At 65.1% G+C, this 21703-nt stretch carries 22 protein-coding genes; 12 read left to right on the plus strand and 10 right to left on the minus strand.

Annotated elements, in window-relative coordinates; translation table 11 throughout:
- Window positions 1–152: 152 nt before the first annotated feature.
- The 8 genes from SKP52_RS26540 to kdpF all read right to left on the minus strand — a co-directional run bounded on the left by SKP52_RS26540 (window position 153) and on the right by kdpF (window position 8950).
- Complete coding sequence (locus tag SKP52_RS26540; RefSeq protein ID WP_160292435.1) at window positions 153–317, minus strand: hypothetical protein; 165 nt, start codon at window positions 315–317, stop codon at window positions 153–155.
- A gap of 136 nt (window positions 318–453) precedes the next feature.
- Complete coding sequence (locus SKP52_RS15840; RefSeq protein WP_052208399.1) at window positions 454–774, minus strand: hypothetical protein; 321 nt, start codon at window positions 772–774, stop codon at window positions 454–456.
- 343 nt (window positions 775–1117) lie between these two features.
- On the minus strand, window positions 1118–1831 hold the full coding sequence (locus SKP52_RS15845) for a response regulator (RefSeq protein WP_039576302.1): 714 nt from the start codon (window positions 1829–1831) through the stop codon (window positions 1118–1120).
- On the minus strand, window positions 1828–4497 hold the full coding sequence (locus tag SKP52_RS15850; RefSeq protein ID WP_039576304.1) for a sensor histidine kinase: 2670 nt from the start codon (window positions 4495–4497) through the stop codon (window positions 1828–1830). The genes SKP52_RS15845 and SKP52_RS15850 overlap by 4 nt, the downstream gene beginning before the upstream one ends.
- Window positions 4494–5084, minus strand: a complete 591-nt coding sequence (gene kdpC, locus SKP52_RS15855) for a potassium-transporting ATPase subunit KdpC (RefSeq protein WP_039576306.1) — start codon at window positions 5082–5084, stop codon at window positions 4494–4496. The genes SKP52_RS15850 and kdpC overlap by 4 nt, the downstream gene beginning before the upstream one ends.
- 10 nt (window positions 5085–5094) lie before the next feature.
- Complete coding sequence (gene kdpB, locus SKP52_RS15860; protein ID WP_039576308.1) at window positions 5095–7131, minus strand: potassium-transporting ATPase subunit KdpB; 2037 nt, start codon at window positions 7129–7131, stop codon at window positions 5095–5097.
- 12 nt (window positions 7132–7143) lie between these two features.
- Window positions 7144–8847 carry a potassium-transporting ATPase subunit KdpA gene (gene kdpA, locus SKP52_RS15865; RefSeq protein ID WP_039576311.1) on the minus strand — a complete coding sequence of 568 codons (1704 nt, stop codon included), beginning with the start codon at window positions 8845–8847 and terminating at the stop codon, window positions 7144–7146.
- Between the two features lie 13 nt (window positions 8848–8860).
- Window positions 8861–8950: a K(+)-transporting ATPase subunit F gene (gene kdpF, locus SKP52_RS15870; RefSeq protein ID WP_039576313.1), complete on the minus strand. Its 90-nt coding sequence runs from the start codon at window positions 8948–8950 to the stop codon at window positions 8861–8863.
- Between the two features lie 387 nt (window positions 8951–9337).
- Between kdpF and SKP52_RS15875 the strand changes: the two genes are divergently transcribed.
- Entirely contained in the window at window positions 9338–9601 is a 264-nt protein-coding gene (locus SKP52_RS15875; protein WP_039576315.1) for a hypothetical protein, read from the plus strand.
- 84 nt (window positions 9602–9685) lie between these two features.
- Complete coding sequence (locus tag SKP52_RS27265; RefSeq protein ID WP_267127960.1) at window positions 9686–9775, plus strand: hypothetical protein; 90 nt, start codon at window positions 9686–9688, stop codon at window positions 9773–9775.
- On the opposite strand, the gene SKP52_RS15880 is transcribed toward SKP52_RS27265, so the two are convergent.
- Window positions 9772–10452 (minus strand): UTRA domain-containing protein, encoded by a 681-nt coding sequence (locus SKP52_RS15880; RefSeq protein ID WP_039576317.1) that lies wholly within the window; start codon window positions 10450–10452, stop codon window positions 9772–9774. The two genes, SKP52_RS27265 and SKP52_RS15880, sit on opposite strands and share 4 nt — an antisense overlap.
- A complete protein-coding gene (locus SKP52_RS15885; protein WP_039576320.1) occupies window positions 10449–11795 on the minus strand; it encodes a formimidoylglutamate deiminase in 1347 nt (448 codons plus the stop codon). The genes SKP52_RS15880 and SKP52_RS15885 overlap by 4 nt, the downstream gene beginning before the upstream one ends.
- 59 nt (window positions 11796–11854) lie before the next feature.
- Here SKP52_RS15885 and hutI point away from each other — a divergent pair, with 59 nt between their 5' ends.
- The 10 genes from hutI to SKP52_RS15935 all read left to right on the plus strand — a co-directional run bounded on the left by hutI (window position 11855) and on the right by SKP52_RS15935 (window position 21637).
- The gene (gene hutI / locus SKP52_RS15890) at window positions 11855–13039 is read left to right on the plus strand and encodes an imidazolonepropionase (RefSeq protein WP_407695033.1); all 1185 of its coding nucleotides are present in this window, start codon (window positions 11855–11857) and stop codon (window positions 13037–13039) included.
- Window positions 13036–14556, plus strand: coding sequence for a histidine ammonia-lyase (hutH, locus tag SKP52_RS15895; protein ID WP_039576324.1), 1521 nt, complete (start codon window positions 13036–13038; stop codon window positions 14554–14556). The genes hutI and hutH overlap by 4 nt, the downstream gene beginning before the upstream one ends.
- Window positions 14556–15371, plus strand: a complete 816-nt coding sequence (hutG, locus tag SKP52_RS15900) for an N-formylglutamate deformylase (RefSeq protein WP_039576326.1) — start codon at window positions 14556–14558, stop codon at window positions 15369–15371. Before hutH ends, hutG begins: the two co-directional genes overlap by 1 nt.
- The gene (gene hutU / locus SKP52_RS15905) at window positions 15368–17029 is read left to right on the plus strand and encodes a urocanate hydratase (RefSeq protein WP_039576328.1); all 1662 of its coding nucleotides are present in this window, start codon (window positions 15368–15370) and stop codon (window positions 17027–17029) included. Before hutG ends, hutU begins: the two co-directional genes overlap by 4 nt.
- 75 nt (window positions 17030–17104) lie before the next feature.
- Window positions 17105–18268 (plus strand): acyl-CoA dehydrogenase family protein, encoded by a 1164-nt coding sequence (locus tag SKP52_RS15910; protein ID WP_039576329.1) that lies wholly within the window; start codon window positions 17105–17107, stop codon window positions 18266–18268.
- Window positions 18268–19101, plus strand: a complete 834-nt coding sequence (locus SKP52_RS15915; protein WP_039576331.1) for an FAS1-like dehydratase domain-containing protein — start codon at window positions 18268–18270, stop codon at window positions 19099–19101. Before SKP52_RS15910 ends, SKP52_RS15915 begins: the two co-directional genes overlap by 1 nt.
- Before the next feature lie 199 nt (window positions 19102–19300).
- The gene (locus SKP52_RS15920) at window positions 19301–19828 is read left to right on the plus strand and encodes a hypothetical protein (RefSeq protein WP_039576333.1); all 528 of its coding nucleotides are present in this window, start codon (window positions 19301–19303) and stop codon (window positions 19826–19828) included.
- Window positions 19829–19909: 81 nt separating this feature from the next.
- Complete coding sequence (locus tag SKP52_RS26215) at window positions 19910–20320, plus strand: hypothetical protein (RefSeq protein WP_148309161.1); 411 nt, start codon at window positions 19910–19912, stop codon at window positions 20318–20320.
- Between the two features lie 7 nt (window positions 20321–20327).
- Window positions 20328–21062: a C39 family peptidase gene (locus tag SKP52_RS15930; protein ID WP_052208401.1), complete on the plus strand. Its 735-nt coding sequence runs from the start codon at window positions 20328–20330 to the stop codon at window positions 21060–21062.
- Between the two features lie 8 nt (window positions 21063–21070).
- Window positions 21071–21637 carry a hypothetical protein gene (locus SKP52_RS15935; RefSeq protein WP_039576337.1) on the plus strand — a complete coding sequence of 189 codons (567 nt, stop codon included), beginning with the start codon at window positions 21071–21073 and terminating at the stop codon, window positions 21635–21637.
- Window positions 21638–21703 lie beyond the last annotated feature (66 nt).

Consider the following 21703-nt stretch of genomic DNA (forward strand, 5'->3'; position numbering starts at 1 on the left):
TGTTGCAATGCAACATGACTTGAACGCCAGGGAATACAAGCGAACCGCGCGGGCACGTGCCGGATACAAGATGATCCGTGCGGATACCATTTGGTGTGCCGAGATGGATCAAAACGCCCCGGGCGGCGCGGACCGTCCGGAGCGTGTGTTTATCAGAAGGCGGCCGTTACGATCGCCACCACCGCACCATCTGCGATCGAGCCGGTGCCATCGCCACCCTTGCTGAAATTGGGCTGCAACAGCGCCGCCTCGGACTTGCTGATATCGGTATCAACATAAGACAGGCCCAGCGTCAGATTGCGCCATGTGGCGTCCATGCCGAGCGACCTGCGCGAAAGCAGCGGCGGGGAGAAGTCCCGCGAGAAGCGCGGCGGCGGAAATAATGGTTTTCATACTGTCCTCTTGAACTGGCCTTTTCCCGAGTGGAGAGGCTGGCGAGGACGCCCAACTAGATCAGCGCGGCATTGGAAATCGAGAGCGCCGGGCACTCATTTTCATAGTGTTTTCGTTATGCGACGGGACGCGTTTCCATCGCGCCGACACCTCGACGGTCTCCCAAAGGCCAGCGCCGACAAACAGGAGCGCGCTTCCCGCGCTCGCGCATAGGAAGGTCGCCGCCGACAAAATGATCATCAACGAACCCGCGTCGCGCGGTCCGGTCGTCTGGGCCATGTGATGCAGCCTGAGGGCCAGCAGCCAGCCGATGCCGAGCAATGCGGCGCCCGCGGCGCGCAGGCCGATATCGGCGGCGCGGTTTCCATGCCATTTCTTCATCGTATAACCTCCAGCAGGGAGGCCATCCAATTACGCATCATCGCGTAGTATTTCGAGATCGGGAAACAGCGCGGCACATTGAGATTGCGTATAATTCAGGCGATCCGGGCTCAGCGCATTCTGTCGGCAAGAAAGGCGACCAAAGCCACCGCCGCGCACATATAGATTGTGAGGATCAAGGGCCCTTGCGCGCCCAGCCAGTCGATGACCCTGTCGTGCCGCGAAGCAGCGGGCGGGTTTTTGAAATCGTCGCCTATCATGGGGACTGAATAGGCGTTCGCGCCATATGAAATCGAGAGCAGGTCCGCCCCGACTTCATATGATCGGCGTAGAAATTGCGCGATTATTGCCCCGGCCCGGCTTCTTCGCTCACCGACCGCAACCGATAACCGATGCCGAGTTCGTTGCTGATGATCTGCGGCTGCTGCGGATCGCTCTCCAGTTTCTGGCGCAGGGTGCGGACGAGGACGCGCAGATATTCGACATGATGGTCGACCTCACGCGGCCAGACTTCGGTCATGATCTGCTTGTGGGTGATGACCCGTCCCGGGTGCCGCGCAAGCTGCGCCAGCACCGCATATTCCTTTGGCGTCAGATGGACCTCTCGCCCCGCCTTGACGACGGTGCGTGCGATGAGGTCGATCGTCACATCGCCCGCGGTCACGGCGAGCATTCCGCCGTCGCGGGTCATGCGGTTGCGCAGCGCGACCCGCACGCGCGCCAGCAATTCGTCGGTGTCGAACGGCTTGGTCAGATAGTCGTCGGCGCCCAGATCGAGCGCGGCCACCTTCTGGTCGGTCGCGTCGCGCGCCGAGACGACGATCAATGTCGTGTCGGACTGCTGTTTGACGAGCGGCACGAGTTCCAGCCCGTCGCGATCGGGCAGGCCGAGATCGAGCAGCACGATGTCGGGGCGCTCCTTGCGAAGCATGTCGAGCGCGTCGCGGGCGTTCTCGGCTTCGACGATCGCATAGTCGGCGCGCGCCAGCGCCGCGTGGATCAGGCGGCGGATATGGAGCTCATCGTCCACGACCAGAACCTTGTGACGCACTTTCATGGTACTTCCTTGTCGTCCAGATGCGTGATGATCAGCGTCTCGGGGATACGAATGGTAAAGCAGGCGCCGAGGGGATCGTCATTGTTGCCCGCCTCGACCGACAGGCCCATCGCCTCGGCAAATCCCTTGACGATGGCGAGGCCGAGGCCGGTGCCATGCTTCGCGCGGTCGCTGCCCTCGAGGCGGGTGAAGGTATCGAACACACGCTTCTCGTTCCCCGGCGCGATCCCCGGCCCCTGGTCGATGATCGACATGAAGATGGCATCGGCGGCGCGGCGGGCGCGAATGACGATCGGGGTGCCCGGATCAGCATAGCGCCCGGCATTGTCGAGAAGATTGATCAGGCAATGGTGGAGGAGCACCGGATCGACGCGCACGAGCGGGATATTGGGTGAAATGTCGACCTTGACCTCATGCCCCAGCAGCGATGCCCGCGTATCGTGCGCCGCGCTGGCGGCGGCATCGAACAGGTCGGTGGCCTCGACCTTCATCGGCAGCGCGCCCGCTTCGACGCGCGCCATGTCGAGCAGGTTCGAGACGAAGCGATTGAGGCGGAGCGCCTCGGTCTCGATCGTCTCGGCCAGGTTTTCCGACGGATGACGCCGCATCTCCTGCGCGGCCGACAGGATCGTCGTGAGCGGGGTGCGAAGATCGTGGCTGACCGACGACAGCAGGGCCGAGCGCAGCCGATCGCGTTCGTCGACCTGCCGCGTGCGCAGCGATGCTTCTTCCAGTTCCATGCGGTCGAGCGCGATCGACGCCTGATCGAGCAGGCTCATGAGCAGCGGCACTTGATCGGACCGGACGGGCTCGCGCGCGTCATCGCGCGTCAGTCCGAGCACGCCGAGCACGCCGCGCGTCGTGCGCAGCGGATGGAACAACCAGTCCGACGCGGTGAGCGTCGACGACCCGCGCCCCGCCGGCTGCTCATTGTCCATCGCCCACTGTGCCGCGGCGCGCTCGATCTGCTCGAGCCGGTCTTCGGGCGGCACCGCGGCGCGCAGCATCGGACCATCGGCGGACGGCAGCAGCAGCGCGGTGCGGACGTCGAGCAGTCGCCCTACCTCGGCACAAATGGCTTGCATCAAGCTTTCCTGATCGGGCGCCGCAATCAGCAGGCGCGAGAAGCTGGCAAGTGCTGCATTCTGGCGCGCGCTCGATTGCGCGAGATCGGCCTGTGCCCGCACGCGCGCGGCAAACTGGCTGGTAACCACCGCGACCCCGAGCAGGACGAGGATGCTGACGACATTTTCCGGATTGTTGACCGTCAGCGTGCCGGTCGGCGGCAGGAAGAAGAAATTATAGGCGAGGCTTGACGCAAGACCCGCAAACAGACCGGCGCGCAGCCCGAAAGTCGCCGCGGCGAACATCACGGGCACAAGGTAGAGCAGCGAGATATTGCCGAGGTCGATGACAGCAAGCAGCAAACGGCCAAGCGCCGTCATCAGGGCGACCATAGCAAGCGCCAGCAGATAATCCGACGGCTTGCCCCAGCGACCGGGAATGGCCACTGCGCTGCGGGAGACCGCCTTCGCGTCGGGCTCGCCGGGCAGCACATGGACCGCGACATCGTCGATCGTTCGCACGAGCTGGTCGACGACCGAACCGTGGCGCATCTCGAACCACCAAGGACGGCTCGACTTGCCGATGACGACCTGCGTCGCGCGCGCATCGGCGGCGAACGCCCGCAAGCCCTCGACGACACTCGCCGCCGGGACCGTCGCGGTCGAGGCGCCGAGCCGCGAGGCGAGCGCCAGCGTGTCGGCGAGCTGGCGACGATCATCGTCGGTCATCCCCTGACTGCGCCGCGTCTCGATATAGACCGCGCTCCACGGCGCCTTGAGGGCATCGGCGAGGCGCTTGCCTGCGCGGACAAGTTCGGCGGCGACCGGCAGTTCGCTGACCGCAACGACGATCCGTTCGCCGACCGCGAAGCTGCCCGCAAGCGCGTGACTGCGCACATGCTCCAGCATCTGCGCATCGACCGCCTGTGCGGCGCGGCGGAGCGCGAGTTCGCGCAGCGCGGTGAGGTTCGATTTGGAGAAGAAATGGGTGAGTGCGCGCGTCGCTTCCTGCGGGATATAAACCTTGCCGTCGCGCAGCCGCTCGATCAGCTCGTCGGGCGGGATATCGACGACCTCGATCTCGGCATTTTCGAGGATCGAGTCGGGCACCGTCTCGCGGACGCGAACGCGCGTGAAGGAGGCGACGACGTCGTTGAGGCTTTCGACATGCTGGATGTTGATCGTCGAATAGACGTCGATGCCGGCACCCAGCAGTTCCTCGACATCCTGATAGCGCTTGGGGTGGCGGCTGCCCGGCGCGTTGGTGTGGGCGAGTTCGTCGACGAGCACGAGTTGCGGCCGCCGTGCAAGAATCGCGTCGATATCCATTTCGCCAAGGCTGTGGCCCTGATGATCTACGTCGCGGCGGGGGATGATCTCATGGCCGTGGACGAGCGCTTCGGTCTCGCGCCGGCCGTGCGTTTCGACCACACCGATCACGACATCGACCCCGGCCTCACGGCGTTGCCGTCCGTCGGTGAGCATCTCCCACGTCTTACCGACGCCGGGCGCCGCACCGAGAAACACTTTTAAACGGCCGCGACCTTCCTGCGCCGCCTGACGCAGGAAGGCCTCGGGTGATGGTCGGTCGTTTCCTGTCACGCGGCGGGTTTAGCCCCAAAAGCATCGAGCCGTCGATTGAGCTTGAACACATTGACGCGCGGCTCGCCCAGAATGCCGAGAAGCGGCTTGTCGATGCTCTGTTCGACGAGCCCCCGGACCACTTCGGGAGCAATACTCCGCGCACGTGCAACCCGCTCAACCTGATAGAAAGCAGCCTCGGGGGTAATGTCGGGGTCGAGACCCGAACCCGAAGCCGTCACCAGATCGGACGGGACAGCTTTGCCGGGCTCGGCGGCCTTTAATTTTTCGACATCGCCCTTGACCCGGTCGACGAGCTCCTGCGAGGTCGGCCCGAGGTTCGAGCCCGACGAGGCAAGCCCGTCATAGCCCTTACCCGCCGCCGAGGGGCGCGTGTTGAAATAGCGCTCCGACGTGAAGGCCTGGCCGACGACGGTCGAACCGACGACCTTGCCATTCTCTTCAACGAGGCTGCCGTTCGCTTGGCTCGGGAACAGCGCCTGCCCGATGCCGGTGAGCGCCAGCGGGTAGGCGAGGCCGAGGAGCAGCGCAAAGAGCAACGTCATGACGAGCGCCGGACGCAGCGAGGTGATGAGATCCTTGTTCATTTCATTATCCTCAGACGAGACCCAGGCCACCGACCGCGAGGTCGATCAGCTTGATGCCGACAAAAGGTGCCACAAGGCCGCCAAGGCCATAGACGGCGAGGTTGCGGGCGAGCAGCGGTCCGGCGCCCATCGGGCGATAGGCGACGCCCTTGAGCGCCAGCGGCACGAGCAGCGGGATGATCAGCGCGTTGAAGATGATCGCCGACAGGATCGCGCTCTCGGGGCTGGTCAGCCCCATGACATTGAGCACGCCCAATCCGGGATAGAGCACGATGAACATCGCGGGGATGATCGCGAAATATTTGGCGACGTCGTTGGCGACCGAAAAGGTCGTCAGCGCCCCGCGCGTCATCAAGAGCTGCTTGCCGAGCCCGACAACCTCGATCAACTTGGTCGGATCGCTGTCGAGATCGACCATATTGCCGGCCTCGCGCGCCGCCTGCGTGCCGGTGTTCATCGCGACGCCGACGTCGGCCTGCGCAAGCGCCGGGGCGTCGTTGGTGCCGTCGCCGCACATCGCGACAAGGCGCCCGCCCGCCTGCTCCTTGCGGATCAGTTCCAGCTTGTCCTCGGGCGTCGCCTGCGCGAGGAAATCGTCGACCCCGGCTTCGGCGGCAATTGCCGCGGCGGTGAGCGGATTGTCGCCGGTGATCATCACCGTGCGAATGCCCATCGCGCGCAGTTCGCCGAACCGTTCGCGAATGCCCGCCTTAACGATGTCCTTCAGGAAGATCGCGCCGAGCAGCTGGCCATCCTTCGCCACCGCGAGCGGCGTGCCGCCAGCGCGCGCGATCTCGTCGGTGATGCGGCGCAGTTCGGTCGCGGCGGCGGTCGCCCCCGCGCCCGGATTGGCTTTCAGGACCGAATCGACCGCGCCCTTCTGGATCACGCTCCCGGCGATGTTGACGCCCGAAATGCGCGTTTGCGCCGTGAAGGGAATGATCTCGGCGCCGGTCGGCAAATCGGCCAATGTCTGCCCGAACTTCTCGCGCGCGAGCGCGACGATCGAGCGGCCCTCGGGCGTTTCGTCGGCAAGGCTGGCGAGCAGCGCGGCTTCCGAAAGCACCGCCATCGACTGGCCGCCGACCGGCCGGAACTCGGTCGCCTGGCGGTCGCCGACAGTGATCGTGCCAGTCTTGTCGAGCAGCAGGACGTCGATATCGCCCGCCGCCTCGACGGCGCGGCCCGATTTCGCAAGCACATTGAAGCGCACAAGGCGGTCCATGCCGGCGATGCCGATGGCGGAGAGTAGCGCCGCGATCGTCGTCGGGATGAGGGTGATCAGCAGCGCCGCTAGGATCGCGACGGGGATGCTGCCGCCCGCATAGTTTGCAAAGCTGGGGATCGTGCCGACCGCGATCAGGAAGATGATGGTCAGGCCGACGAGCAGCAGTGTCAGCGCGATTTCGTTCGGCGTCTTCTGCCGCTCGGCGCCTTCGACGAGCGCGATCATCCGATCGAGAAAGCCCTGCCCCGGATTGACCGTCACCTGCACGCGGATTTCGTCGGAGATGACGCGCGTGCCCGCGGTCACTGCCGAACGATCGCCACCCGCTTCGCGGATCACCGGCGCGCTTTCGCCGGTAATCGCCGCTTCGTTGACCGACGCGACACCCGCGACGACTTCGCCGTCCGACGGGATCAGGTCGCCCGTCTGGACGAGCACAACGTCGCCGACCCGAAGCGCGCTGGCGGGAACATTTTCGTACGCGTCCCCGTCGCCCTTCAGCTTCTTGGCCGTGAGTTCGGCCTTGGTGGCGCGCAGCGAGGCCGCCTGCGCCTTGCCGCGCCCTTCGGCGAGCGCTTCGGCGAACGTGCCGAAGAGCACCGTCAACCAGAGCCAGATCACGAGTTGCAGCTTGAAGCCGGTCGCGAGGCCGTCGTGGCCGACGACAAGCAATAGCGTCAGCAAGGTCGCCACGACCGCGGTGGTGAACATCACCGGGTTGCGAATCAATTCCTTGGGTTTGAGTTTGCGGAAGGCGTCGCCGATCGCCGGAACGATCAGGTCCGCCGTGAACAGAGACTTGGTTTCAGACCGAGCCATGTGCATGGATCCTTAAAAGAGCTGGCCGTTGATCATCGCGAGATGATCGGCGATGGGACCGAGCGCGAGGCTGGGCAGGAAGGTCAGGCCGCCGACGATCAGCACGATGCCGACCAGCAAGCCCGTCCACAGCGGCCCGGTGGTCGGGAAGCTGCCCGCCGATTCCGGCGTATATTTCTTCGCCGCCAGACCGCCCGCGATCGCCAGCATCGGGATGATGATGAAGAAACGCCCTAGCCACATCGCGACGCCGAGCATCCCGTTGTAGAACGGCGTACCGGCTGACAGGCCGGCGAAAGCCGAACCATTGTTCCCGACAGCACTCGTGAACCCGTAGAGGATTTCCGAGAAGCCGTGCGGCCCCTTGTTCAAGGGGCCCGCAAGTCCCGCTTCTGTGACCGAAGCAATCGCCGTGCCGCCAAGGATGATCAGCGGCAACACCGCGATCGCGAGCACCGCGAGCTTAACCTCGCGCGCCTCGATCTTCTTGCCGACATATTCGGGGGTCCGCCCGACCATCAGCCCGGCGACGAACACCGCGAGGATGGCGAAGAGCAGGAAGCCATAGATACCCGCGCCGACGCCCCCGATGACGACTTCGCCGAGCTGGATATTGAGCAGCGGGATCATCCCGCCCAATGCGGTGAAGCTGTCGTGCATGGCGTTGACCGCGCCGCACGAGGCCGCGGTGGTGACGACCGAGAAGAGCGCCGACGCGGCGATGCCGAAGCGAACCTCCTTGCCCTCCATATTGCCGCCTGCTGCGCCAAGCTGGTGCAGAATGGGATTGCCCGCAGCTTCCTGCCAATAGGTGATCGAGACGCCGGCGAGGAAAATCGTCAGCATTGCGGCGAGGATAGCCCAGCCCTGCCGCTGGTTGCCGACCGCCTTGCCGAAGGTCCAGGTCAGCCCGAAACCGATCGCGAAGATCGAGAGCATCTGGACGAGGTTGGTCAGCGCGTTCGGGTTTTCGAACGGGTGCGCGCTGTTGGCATTGAAGAAGCCGCCCCCATTGGTGCCAAGCATCTTGATCGCTTCCTGCGAAGCGACGGGGCCGAGCGCCAGCGTCTGCTTGACGCCTTCGAGCGTGCTGATGTCGATCGATGCCGCCAGCGTTTGCGGAACGCCGTTCGCGATGAGGAAGATCGCATAGACGAAGCAAAGGGGCAGCAGCAGGTAGAGCGTCACGCGCGTCATATCGGCCCAGAAATTGCCGATCGTCGCTGCGCTGCGCCGCGCGAAACCGCGGAACAAGGCAAAGGCGAGCGCGATGCCCGTCGCGGCCGAGAGGAAATTCTGGATCGTGAGCCCGAGCATCTGGCTGAGGTTCGACAGCGTCGCTTCACCCGAATACCATTGCCAGTTGGTGTTGGTCGTAAAGCTGATCGCGGTGTTGAACGCGCCGTCGGCGCCGACCGCATCATAGCCGAGCGGATTGAGCGGCAGGACGCCCTGCAGTCTCAGGACCGCATAAGTGAAGAGCAACAGCATGGCGTTGAAGATGAGCATATGCACCGCGTAGCGGCGCCAGCCCTGTTCCTCGTCAGGGTCGATCCCCGAGAGGCGATAGAAGCCGCGCTCGACCGGGCCTAGCAGGCGGTGCAACGGCGTGCGACGTCCTTCGTAGAGCGCGAACAGCCATCGCCCCATCGGTTTGGTCAGCACGAGCAGGATAGCGACGAACGCGATGATGAGAAACCATCCCTGAAAGGTCATGGGTTCGCCTCCCTTAAAAGCGTTCGGGCCGTGCAAGCACGGCGACGAGATAGATGAGAAGGCCGAGCGCGGTGGCGCCCGCGAGCCAAAGGTCGAGAGTCATGGCCATCAGTCCCTTACGCGTCGTCGCACAGGCGCGCGTAGCCGAGGCTCGCGGCGAGCAGGGCGAGGATGATGCCGACCCAGATGAGATCCTGCATGGGTTTGCTCCAGCATGGCGCTGGCCACGGGGCGTGGCACGAGTCGTCTGCGGACTTCCAAATAGGTGAGGCGTGCGTTTGAATGCGAGAGAGCGAAAGTGTGGCTCGCATAGTATTTGCATATGATTTTGCAGATTGTCCGGGCGCTGGTTTGAACCCTTGGAAACAAATGAAAATACAATGGGCGACGCCCTTGCTCGATCTCGAATCCCTATGCGCGGCTGAATAGATTGCCCGCATCGAGCCCCGATCTTCGGGCATCGATTTGAGTAGCCAAGGAGCATCTCACCATGATTTCTGCGACTTCCGCGGAGCCCGACCCAGAAGGGTCGATCTTATTCGTCGGCCGCGATGCGGCCGGCCACTGGCTCGTTCAGGGCTGTGAAGGCCAGCTTGAAGGCCGGTTCATCGCGCGACGCCGACTTGGCTTCGCCCGCGCCGAGTTCCGCGGCTTTCCCCGCGCGCGGATCGTCGCCGCGCTGCGTCCGCTGATCCCCGCCGTCTCGTTCGAGCCGTTTCGGCCCGACGAATGTGCGATCGACCGTGCGGATTGAGGAGGCTCGCCATGCAATATTCTTATAGAGCCTCCGCCGCCATCTTTTGGATGGCGCCAGTCGAGCGACCGCCTCTATCAGCTGGTGCGGCAGTCGGCGGGCGCGAAAGCGCGGACGTTCGAAATCGAGTTCCTCGACCCCGGCGTCCGCGCCTACGCCTTCACCTTTGGCTAAGGGCCGGCGTTGAAATCGGCGATCAAGTCGAAGCGATCACCGCGAAACAGTTGCCGCACATGCGTCACGACGCGCCCCGCGCGCCACGTCATGCGGTCGAGTTCGAGGCAGGCGGCGCTCGCACCGATAGCCAATAATGCTGCTTCCTTGTGCGTCGGCGTCACCGCGCGAATGACATGGCGCGCCTGCGTCCACGGAATATGCCCGAGCAGCCAGGTTCCAGGCGCTTCCTTTGCAAAGTCCGCGTCCGCCGCCTCGGGAACTTCGCCCAGCGCAATGAACCGCCGTTCGAGCGCAAAGGCTTCGCCCGCCGCCATGTGCACACCCTCGATCCGCAACGCCGTTCCGGCGAGCAGATCGTCATCCGTCTTCACGGTTTCGACCGACGCCAGATCCCATCGATAAACCTCGCCGCGCGCTGCAATCAGTTCCGCAAGGTCGGGCACGGTCATCACCGCCGAATGGACCGGCGGATGCGCAACGAAGGTTCCCGCCTTGCGGCGGCGTTCGACCAGCCCCATTGCCGCGAGTTCGCCGAGCGCCTTGCTCACCGTCGCGCGCGCGCATCTATAGCGCGCGGCGAGCTCCTGTTCGGTAGGCACGCGGTCGCCGGGGCGCCACTCGCCCGACTGGATCGCGGCGGCAATCTCGTCGCGGATGCGGCGGGCAGGGTTCACGCGAGGAGCCGCGCAACGCACGCTCGAAAGGCGGCGGCGATGGCATCGGCATCGACATGGCATCCCTTTTCGACGCGCTTGATGCCGGCCCGCCACACGCTGTCGATCGCGCCCGCGCGGGCGGCGAATATCCAGCGATCGAGCAGCGTCGCATCGTCGGTTCCGGCAAAAGCCGGGTGATCGAGGTCAAGCGCAACGATGTCGGCGGCATGGCCGACCGCCAGCCCCGCGGGCACGCCAAGCGCCTGCGCACCGCCCTGCACCGCGCGCGCAAACAGGTTCGCGCCTACAAAGGGAGCCTCCTCACTCGCCAGTAATGCCCGAGCGCGCTGCGCCAAGCGCTGCGAATATTCGAGCGCGCGGAGTTCCTGCGCCGCATCGACGAGGATATTGCTGTCGGTGCCGACCCCGAACCGGCCGCCCGCGGCAAGATAGTCGACCGCCGGAAAAATCCCGTCGCCCAGATTGCCCTCGGTGATTGGGCACAGCCCGGCGACTGCGCCGCTCGCGGCGAGGCGCTGGACTTCATCTGCGTCGAGGTGGGTCGAATGGATCAGGCACCAGCGTCCGTCGACCCCGGCATTGCGCAGCAGCCATTCGACCGGCCGCGCCCCGCTCCACGCGACGCAATCGGCGACCTCCTTCACCTGCTCGGCGGCATGGATATGCACCGGACCCGTTGGCGACAGTTCGAGCAATGCCGCAAGTTCACCGGGCGTCACGGCGCGCAGCGAGTGCGGCGCGATCCCGATATTGGCGTCGCCGGCGAGCTTCGACCGCGACGCATCGAGCAGCGCCGCAAAGCTATCGACATCGTTGAGGAAACGCCGCTGGCCGTGGCTCGGCGGCGCGGCGTCGAAATTGCCATGCGCATAGAAGACCGGGAGCAACGTCAGCCCGATCCCCGTTTCGCCGCTCGCCCGCACGATCGCGCCCGCCATCTCGGCCGGGTCCGCATAGGTGGCGCCCGCCGGGTCGTGATGCAGATAATGAAACTCACCCGCGCGCGTGAACCCCGTTTCGAGCATCTCGGCATAGGCCTGCGCGGTGATCGCCGCGACATCGTCGGGCGTGAGCCGGTCGAGGAAGCGGTACATGATCTCGCGCCAGCTCCAGAAATTGTCGTCGGGGCGGCTGCGGCGTTCGGACAGCCCCGCCATGCCGCGCTGGAACCCATGGCTGTGGACGTTGCAAAGCCCCGGAAGCGCAACGCGATGCCGCTCGTCGTCCGGCGCGACCGCAACGCCGGTCTCGATCGATGCGATCCGGCCGTCGGCGATGGTCAACCGCACATCCTTCGCCCAGTCCTTGTCGATCCATGCGCGTTCGAACCAGAGAGCCATCGTCGTTCGTCCTCATATTATGTCTAGACATAATGGCGTATCGGCGCGAGACTGTCCAGATGGAGCAGCTCTGGACGAACGCCCGAATCGCGACGATGGCCGACGATGGTCTCGGCCTGATCGACGATGGCGTGGTGGCCGCGAAGGACGGTCGGATCGTCTATGCCGGACCCGCCGGCGGCGCCCCGGCGATGGCGGGAACCGTCCAAGATTGCGGCGGCCGCCTCATCACGCCGGGCCTGATCGACTGCCACACGCATCTGGTTCATGGCGCCAACCGCGCGAACGAATGGGCGATGCGGCTTGCGGGCGCGAGCTATGAAGAGATCGCCCGCGCGGGTGGCGGGATCGTCTCGACGATGCGCGCGACGCGCGGCGCGAGCGAGGCCGACCTGGTCGCGAGCGCCCTCCCCCGCCTCGACGCGTTGATCGCCGAGGGCGTCACGACGATCGAGATCAAGTCGGGTTATGGGCTGTCGACCGACGACGAATTGAAGATGTTGCGCGCGGCGCGCGCGCTTGCCGGACACCGCAAGATTCGCGTCGAACCAACCTTCCTCGGTGCACACGCTTTGCCCCCCGAATATAAGGACGACAGCGACGCCTATATCGACCTCGTCGTGGGCGAGATGATCCCCGCCGCGGCGCCGCTCGCGACCGCGGTCGATGCCTTTTGCGAAGGGATCGGCTTCTCGCCCGCGCAATGCGAGCGCGTCTTTGCCGCCGCGAAGGCCCACGGGCTCAAAATCAAGCTCCACGCCGAACAATTGTCGGCGCTGAGCGGCAGCGCGCTCGCGGCGCGGCACGGCGCCCTTTCGGCCGATCATCTCGAACATGCGACCGAAGACGACGTGCGCGCGATGGCCGAAGCAGGCACCGTCGCAGTGCTGCTCCCCGGCGCTTATTATTTCATGCGCGAGACCAAGCTGCCGCCGATCGACGCGATGCGCCGCCACGGCACCCGCATCGCACTCGCGACCGACAACAACCCCGGCACCTCGCCGACGACCTCGCTGCTGCTCATGCTCAACATGGCCGCGACTTTGTTCAGGCTGACCGTGGTCGAGGCGCTGCGCGGCGTCACGGTCAACGCCGCTGCCGCGCTCGGCCTTGGCGCCGAGATCGGCACACTCGAAAACGGCAAGGCGTGCGACCTAGCGATCTGGGACGTCGGCGACCCCGCTGAGCTTGTTTATCGCATCGGCTTCAACCCGCTTCACCAACGCATCAAGGACGGCCAATGATTATCACCCCCGCCGCCATAACGCTCGCTGACTGGCGGGAGATTTACGAGGGTGCGAGCGCCGAACTCAGCGCGGGCGCGTGGGATGCGATCGACGCGAGCGCCGCCGCGGTCGCACGGATCGTCGCAAAGGGGGCGCCGGTTTACGGCATCAACACCGGCTTCGGAAAGCTCGCGAGCGTGCGCATCGCCGACGATGAGCTGTCGGTGCTCCAGCGCAATATCGTGCTCAGCCATGCGGCGGGCACCGGCGCGCCGTCGCCGACGAAGATCGTGCGGCTGATGATGGCGCTCAAGCTCGCGAGCTTCGGCATGGGTGCGTCGGGTGTGAAGCGCGAAACGGTGGCGATGCTGGAGGCGATGCTGGCGAAGGGGCTGATCCCCGTCGTCCCGTCGCAGGGATCGGTCGGCGCGAGCGGCGACCTCGCGCCGCTGTCGCATATGGCCGCCGCGATGATCGGCGTCGGCGCGATCGAGATCGGCGGCAAAGTCTTGCCCGCCGCCGAAGCACTCGAACAGGCGGGCCTCGAGCCGCTCGACCTCGGCCCCAAGGAAGGGCTTGCGCTGCTCAACGGTACGCAATTTTCGACCGGCAACGCGCTCGCGAGCCTGTTCCGCGCGGAAATCCTGTTCCGTTCGGCGCTGATCACCGGCGCGCTGTCGACTGAGGCGGCTAAAGGCTCCGACGCGCCGTTCGATGCGCGCATCCATGCGCTGCGCGGCCATGCCGGGCAGCGCGAGGTGGGCGATGCGCTGCGCACCCTGATGGCGGGATCGGCGATCCGCGCCTCGCACGCGGTCGACGATCCGCGCGTGCAGGATCCCTATTGCCTCCGCTGCCAGCCGCAGGTGATGGGCGCGGTGCTCGACCTGCTGCGACAGGCCGCAACCACGCTCGGCATCGAAGCCAATGGCGTGTCGGACAATCCGCTGATCTTCGCCGACACCGACGAGGCCCTGTCGGGGGGTAATTTCCACGCCGAGCCCGTCGCTTTCGCCGCCGACATGATCGCGATGGCGTTGTGCGAGATCGGCTCGATTGCCGAGCGCCGCATCGCGATGCTTGTCGATCCCGCGCTGTCGGGCCTCCCCGCCTTCCTGACCCCGCGCCCCGGTCTCAACTCGGGCTTCATGATTCCGCAGGTCACCGCCGCCGCGCTGGTCAGCGAGAATAAGCAGCGCGCCTATCCGGCCAGCGTCGATTCGATCCCGACTTCGGCCAATCAGGAAGATCATGTGTCGATGGCCGCGCACGGCGCGCGGCGCCTGCTCGACATGGCCGATAATGTGAGCGCGGTGATCGGCATCGAGCTGCTCGCGGCGTGCCAGGGGATCGACTTTCACGCGCCGCTGAAATCGAGCGATGCACTCGAAGCCGCGCACAAACATCTGCGCGCCCAAGTCCCGACCCTTGAAGACGACCGCCATTTCCATCCCGACATGGAAGCCGCGACCGCGCTGATCCGTTCGGGCAGCCTTGTCGCCGCGGTGCCCGCCAGCCTGCCGGGCGTCGGCTGATGGACTGGCTGCGCGTCCATCGCGGCGAGGCGCCGCTCGTCATCGCCTTTCCGCATGGCGGCACTGACCTGGCGGGGCTCGACGAACAGTTCGTCTCGCCCTGGCATGCGCAGATCGACACCGACTGGTGGATCGCCGACCTTTACGCCTTTGCCGCCGACATGGGCGCGACGCTGGTTGCCACCGATATTTCGCGCAGCGTGATCGACATGAACCGCGATCCGTCGGGCGCGTCGCTCTATCCGGGGCAGGCGACGACCGAGCTGTGCCCGACGACGACCTTCGACGGCGAGCCGCTTTATCGTTTCGACCTGCCCGACGAGGCCGAGATTAACCGGCGGCTGACACAATACCATAGACCTTATCATGAAGCGCTGGCGGCTGAGCTCGAACGACTAAGAGCAGAGCACGGCAAAGTTGTCCTTTACGATGCGCATTCGATCCGCAGCCATGTGCCGCGCCTTTTCGAGGGCGAACTCCCCCATTTCAACATTGGCACCAACGGCGGCGCTAGCTGTGATCTTGAATTGACCGAGATGTTGGTCGACGCCGTATTTCTTGGAGATCTGGAGGGCTCATGGTCGGGCGTCGTCAACGGCCGCTTCAAAGGCGGCTGGACGACGCGCCACTATGGCCGCCCCGACGACGGCATCCACGCGATCCAGATGGAGCTGGCGCAGCGCGGCTATATGGCCGAGCCCGCCGCGATCACCCACGCCAATTGGCCCTCCCCCATCGACCCGACCCCCGCGATCCGGCCCGTGCTCGAGCAAGTGATCGCCGCGACCCTCGATTTTGCGAAAGGACGTTCATGACCCGCCTCGATAATAGCCGCGTGATCCGCCCCGCAACCGGGACCGAGATCAGCGCGAAAAGCTGGCTCACCGAAGCGCCGATGCGGATGCTGATGAACAACCTCCACCCCGATGTCGCCGAGGCACCGCACGAACTCGTCGTCTATGGCGGCATCGGCCGCGCCGCGCGCGACTGGGAAAGCTATGACAAGATCGTCGAAACGCTGAAGCGCCTCAACGACGACGAGACGCTGCTGATCCAGTCCGGCAAGCCCGTCGGCGTTTTTCGTACCCACACCGACGCCCCGCGCGTCCTGCTCGCCAATTCGAACCTCGTCCCCGAATGGGCGAATTGGGATCATTTCCACGAGCTCGATAAAAAGGGCCTGATGATGTACGGTCAAATGACCGCGGGCAGCTGGATCTATATCGGCAGTCAGGGCATCGTGCAGGGCACCTATGAAACCTTCGTCGAAATGGGGCGGCAGCATTATGGTGGCGATCTGTCGGGTCGCTGGCTGCTCACCGCGGGTCTTGGCGGCATGGGCGGCGCGCAGCCGCTCGCGGCGGTGATGGCGGGCGCGAGCTGCCTCGCGATCGAATGCCAGCCGAGCCGCATCGAAATGCGTCTGCGCACCGGCTATCTCGACAAGCAGGCGGCGAGCATCGACGAGGCGATCGCGATGATCGAGGCGAGCCATGCCGAGGGCAAGCCTATATCGGTCGGCCTGCTCGGCAACGCCGCCGAAATCCTGCCCGAAATGGTCTGGCGCGGCATCCGCCCCGACCTGCTCACCGACCAGACCTCAGCGCACGACCCGGTCAACGGCTATCTCCCCGCGGGCTGGACGCTCGACGAGTGGTTTTCTAAGCGCGAGAGCGATCCAGCCGCGGTCGCCAAAGCCGCGAAAGCCTCGATGGCGGTGCATGTACAGGCGATGCTCGACTTTCAGGCGGCGGGGGTGCCGACGACCGATTATGGCAATAATATCCGCCAGATGGCGAAGGACGAGGGCGTCGAAAACGCCTTCGACTTCCCCGGCTTCGTCCCCGCCTATGTCCGCCCACTCTTTTGCCGCGGCGTCGGCCCGTTCCGCTGGGTGGCGCTGTCGGGCGATCCCGAGGATATCTACAAGACCGACGCCAAGGTGAAGGAGCTGCTGCCCGACAATGCACATCTCCACAACTGGCTCGACATGGCGCGCGACAAGATCCAGTTTCAGGGCCTGCCCGCGCGCATCTGCTGGGTCGGGCTCGGCGACCGCCACCGGCTTGGCCTCGCGTTCAACGAGATGGTCGCGTCGGGCGAGCTGAAAGCCCCCATCGTGATCGGCCGCGACCATCTCGATTCAGGCTCGGTCGCCTCGCCCAACCGCGAGACAGAGGCGATGCGCGACGGCAGCGACGCGGTTTCCGACTGGCCCCTCCTCAACGCGCTGCTCAACACCGCGAGCGGCGCAACCTGGGTGTCGCTGCACCACGGCGGCGGCGTCGGCATGGGCTATTCGCAGCATAGCGGCATGGTGATCGTCGCCGACGGCACCCCCGAAGCGGCGAAGCGCCTCGAACGCGTGCTTTGGAACGATCCCGGCACCGGCGTCATGCGCCACGCCGACGCGGGCTATGATATCGCGATCGAGTGCGCGCGCGAGAAGGGCCTCGATCTGCCGAGCATCTGACGCTTGTTTCAGTTGCGCCGAAACAGCTTCGCATCCTAAGGCTCTTCGCGACGATCAGGGGAGAGCCAGAAGCCGATGTCCGAAGCGCAATCGCCTAGCTACCCCGAAATTCGCGACGCGGTGCGCCGCCTCTGCGCCGACTTCCCCGGCGAATATTGGCAGCGCCTCGACCGCGACCGCATCTATCCGACCGAATTCGTCCGCACATTGACCGAGGCGGGTTTCCTCTCGGTCCTGATCCCCGAACAATATGGCGGATCGGGCCTTGGCCTTGGCGCCGCGACCGCGGTGCTCGAGGAGATCCACCGCTCGGGCTGCAACGGCGGCGCGTGCCACGCGCAAATGTACACGATGGGCACCTTGCTCAAGCACGGGTCAGAGGCGCAGAAGCAGGCCTATCTGCCCGCGATCGCGCGCGGCGATCTCCGGCTGCAAGCGTTCGGCGTGACCGAGCCGACCGCGGGCACCGACACGACGCGCATCCGTACCTTTGCCAAGAAGGTCGGCGACAAATATGTGGTCAACGGGCAGAAAATCTGGATCAGCCGCGCCGAACATTCGGACCTGATGGTCCTGCTCTGCCGCACTACTCCGCGCGAGGAGTGCGCGAAGCCGTCGGACGGGATGAGCGTCCTCCTCGTCGACATGCGCGAGGCAGAGGGCAAGGGGCTGACCATCCGGCCCGTTCGCACGATGCTCAACCATGCAACGACCGAGCTGTTCTTCGACGATCTCGAAGTCCCCGCCGCGAAATTGGTCGGCGAGGAGGGCAAGGGCTTTCGTTATATCCTCTCGGGAATGAACGCCGAACGTATCCTGATCGCATCCGAATGTATCGGCGACGGCCGCTTCTTCATCGATCGCGCCACCGCCTATGCGAAGGAGCGCGAGGTATTCGGCCGCGCGATCGGCACGAACCAGGGCGTCCAGTTCCCGATCGCCCGCGCCTATGTCCAGATCGCCGCTGCGGCCGAGATGGTCGCCAAGGCCGCGCGCCTGTTCGACGGCGGACAGGATGGCGGGACCGAGGCGAATATGGCAAAGATGCTCGCGTCCGAGGCAAGCTGGTACGCCGCCGACATGTGCGTGCAGACGCACGGCGGCTTCGGTTTTGCCGAGGAATATGACATCGAACGCAAGTTCCGCGAAACGCGCCTCTATCAGGTCGCGCCGATCAGCACGAACCTGATCCTGAGCCATGTCGCGACCCACGCGCTCGGCCTACCCAAGAGTTTTTGATGGACGATTATTCCGCCTGGGTCGGCCGCAGCGAAACGCGCGCAGACGTCGCCACCGCGGCGCCGCTCGCGGGTCTCGCCGCTCTCCTCGATCATGACACCACCGCCGCGCCCGACATTGTCCCGCCGCTTGGCCACTGGCTCTATTTCCTCCCCACCGCGCCCCAGTCGATGATGGGCGCCGACGGCCACCCGCGTCGTGACGGTTCGGGTCTGCTTCCGCCTGTCCCGCTCCCGCGCCGCATGTGGGCGGGCGGCCGGATCGAATTCCTGTCACCGATCGCAGTCGGTGCCGCGCTGACCCGGCTCACCACGATCGACGCGATCAAGCCCAAGCGCGGCGCGAGCGGCGACCTGCTGTTCGTAACACTGCGCCACGACATCGCGGCCGACGGCGTAGCGGCGATCCGCGAAGAACAGGACATCGTCTTTCGCGAACCTGCGCCGGCGACACCTGCGACCGCGCCGGCCATCGCAATCGAAGCCGAAGCCGCCGACGCCGTGCGCAGCATATCGCCGGGCCCCATGCTGCTGTTCCGCTACTCGGCGCTCACCTTCAACGCCCACCGCATCCACTACGACCGCGACTATGCCCGCGACGTCGAAGGCTATGCCGGACTCGTCGTCCACGGTCCGCTGATCGCAACATTGCTGATGGACCATTTCCTGCGCACCGCGCCGAGGGCCTCGCCCCGCCATTTCAGCTTCCGCGCCGAAGCGCCGCTGATCGACGGCGCGCCCGTCGACCTTTGCCTCGCGCACGACGGCGACGCCGCGCGATTGTGGGCGCGCGACGCGGCGGGGCGAAGGACGATGCGCGCCGACGTCGCTTAGCGGACCGCCCGCGCAAATCCACCCACAGAGATCATCTGGGTATTTCTCCACCCCCGACATTGCCAATTCGCAAAGCGGTCCATGCCGGTGCGGATCATGATCGCCGTGTTCGCACCGATGCGGACGGAGTCGGGGAGGATCCGCAACAGCCATGCCGTCAGGCATCGCGCGCCGTCCCCTTTTTGTAAGGAGAATAGTCATGATCAAGAAAGTCATGCTGGCGGTGTCGACGCTGGCGCTTGCAGCAACCGCAGCGCCCGCGCTGGCGCAACAGAACCAGGACAACGACAACACCACGACCGGTGCTGCAGGTGGGATCGGCAACGATACCACTGTCGTCAACGACCTGATCGACCTGTTCGTCCAGGACAATGCCGCTGACACCTTCTCGGATGACGACCAGGACAATGACGGCAACGGCTCGTTCAACGGCAACAGCCTCGTTGTGGCGACCCAAACGTTGAACGCCAACAACACCAACCAGCAGATGGACGAACTCGTCGATCTGGACGGTGAAGACGGCAGCGAAACGCCGGTCGGTTACAACAGCGGTAACAACTCGGTGAGCGGCAGCGCCTTTGCTGCTTATGCCGGCATTCTGAACGCCGCCTGGAATACGGGCATCAACTCGAATGCCCAGGCTGCAACCAACATCGCGGCAAGCGGCACTGTAAGCTTCGGCGACAGTGCTCCGGCTGCTGGTGGCGGTGACGGCGGCGGCGACTAAGAGTCCCCCCGGATGGCCGGCCCGGCACCACTGGCGGGCCGGCCATTTCTTCCAGTTTCGCTTTCAAGGAGCGCCCGCGTAATGAAACCCCCGATCGTCCCGGTTCTGCTGGTTATGGCAGGCCTGTCCGTGCCCGTATCGGCGCAGTTGCCTTTGCCCGACGCTGCGGCTCCCCTCGTTACAGAAGCCGTGCCGTCGGATATCACGGTAACGCTTCCGGCAAGCATAATGCGGCCGGAACGCAAATCGCCGATGTTGAAGGATACTGAGCTCGACACGCTGCGCGGCGGCCAGTCGCTCGTGATCACCAACCAGACGATGGACTCGATCGTCAGCGGCAACGTGCTGAAGGGCGACTATACAGCAGGTGCGGTCACGTTGAGCGATTTCGCGCTTTCCAATTTCAACGGTGTCGGCAACCTGCTGATCAACACCGGCGCACAGGTCAGTGCCCAGAGCGGCATGAACCTGACGATCAACCTCGGCGACTGAGCGCGCTATGCGGGCCCTGCGCATCTTGATCGCGGGCCTGCTGTGCGCCGCTGCCGCGGCGCCCGCCGCCGCCGAAGTCCGGCTGACCGGTCCCGAAACGGGCGGCAACTACCAGCTTCAGGTAATGACCTGGTGGGAAATTCCTTTCCGTTCGGTCGTTCGCCAACGCTATGATTTCAGTTGCGGATCGGCGGCGATCGCGACCCTGCTCACCTATCATTATGGCGCGCCGACGTCGGAGACCATGCCCTTTCGCGCGATGTGGGAAAAGGGCGACCGCGAGGCGATCCGCAAGGTCGGCTTCTCGATGCTCGACATGAAAACCTACCTCGCCTCGCGCGGCTTTCGCGCCGAAGGCTTCCGGCTCACCGCCGAGCAATTGAAGCAGGTAAAGCGTCCGACGATCGTCCTGATGGACCTTAAGGGATTCAAGCATTTCGTCGTCATCAAAGGCGTTCGCGGCGACCGGGTGCTGACCGGTGATTCGGTTCTCGGCCTTAACGAATATTCGCTCAGCGACTTCGAAAAACATTGGAACGGCATTGCGCTGGCGATCGTCGACGGCGGACAAAAGCGCCCGTCCTTCAACCTCGCCGGCGACTGGGGCCCCTGGTCGCAGGCGCCGCTCGAAGATGAAGGGGCGCTTCGCGTGTCGATCAGCGACCTGACGACCAACCTCCCCCCGCAATATCAGCTGACGCCGCAAATCCTGCTCGATGTACGCGTCGGTACCGTGAAATGAGATTGACCATGTCCCCACGCATTTTTCTCCTCGCCTTTGCGCCGACGCTTCTCGCTGCAAGCGAGCCGCCGAGCGGCGATCCGCTTATCGGTGCGGAGACGGTGCCCGATGAGGTCCTGGCGACGCAGCGCGGCGGCTTTGCCTTTCAGGGCATGGTGATCGCGTTCGGCGCCGATATTCGCAGCTTCGTGAACGACGAGCTGGCGCTGCGCACGATCGTCAGCTGGACACCCCAAGGCTCCTCGATCGAGCGCTTCGTGTCGCCGGCGCTGACCGCGGTCGACGCCGCGCAGATTCAGGGCGGCATTTTGACAAGCGGCGGCATTACGATGCGCGTCGGCGACGAACCGGTGTTCCTCGCGAACAACGGCCAGACGGCGCTGATCCAGAGCACCGATGCCATCCAGAATGTCCTGATCAACACCGCCAGCAACGTCTCACTGAACCAGCAGGTCGACGCCGTGCTCGATATCAGCGGCTACGAAGGCTTTCGGGATGGGCTGGCCTCCACGCGTATGAGCGACGCGATCGGCGCCGCGATGGGTGCGCAGACCCTCAGCGCGCTCGGCAACTGAACGACCCCCCGCCCCCGTTTCGATGGGGACGGTCACCTCGCCCCGCCTCTTTCGGCGGGGCTTTTC

The organism is Sphingopyxis fribergensis (assembly GCF_000803645.1).
Lineage (GTDB): Bacteria > Pseudomonadota > Alphaproteobacteria > Sphingomonadales > Sphingomonadaceae > Sphingopyxis > Sphingopyxis fribergensis.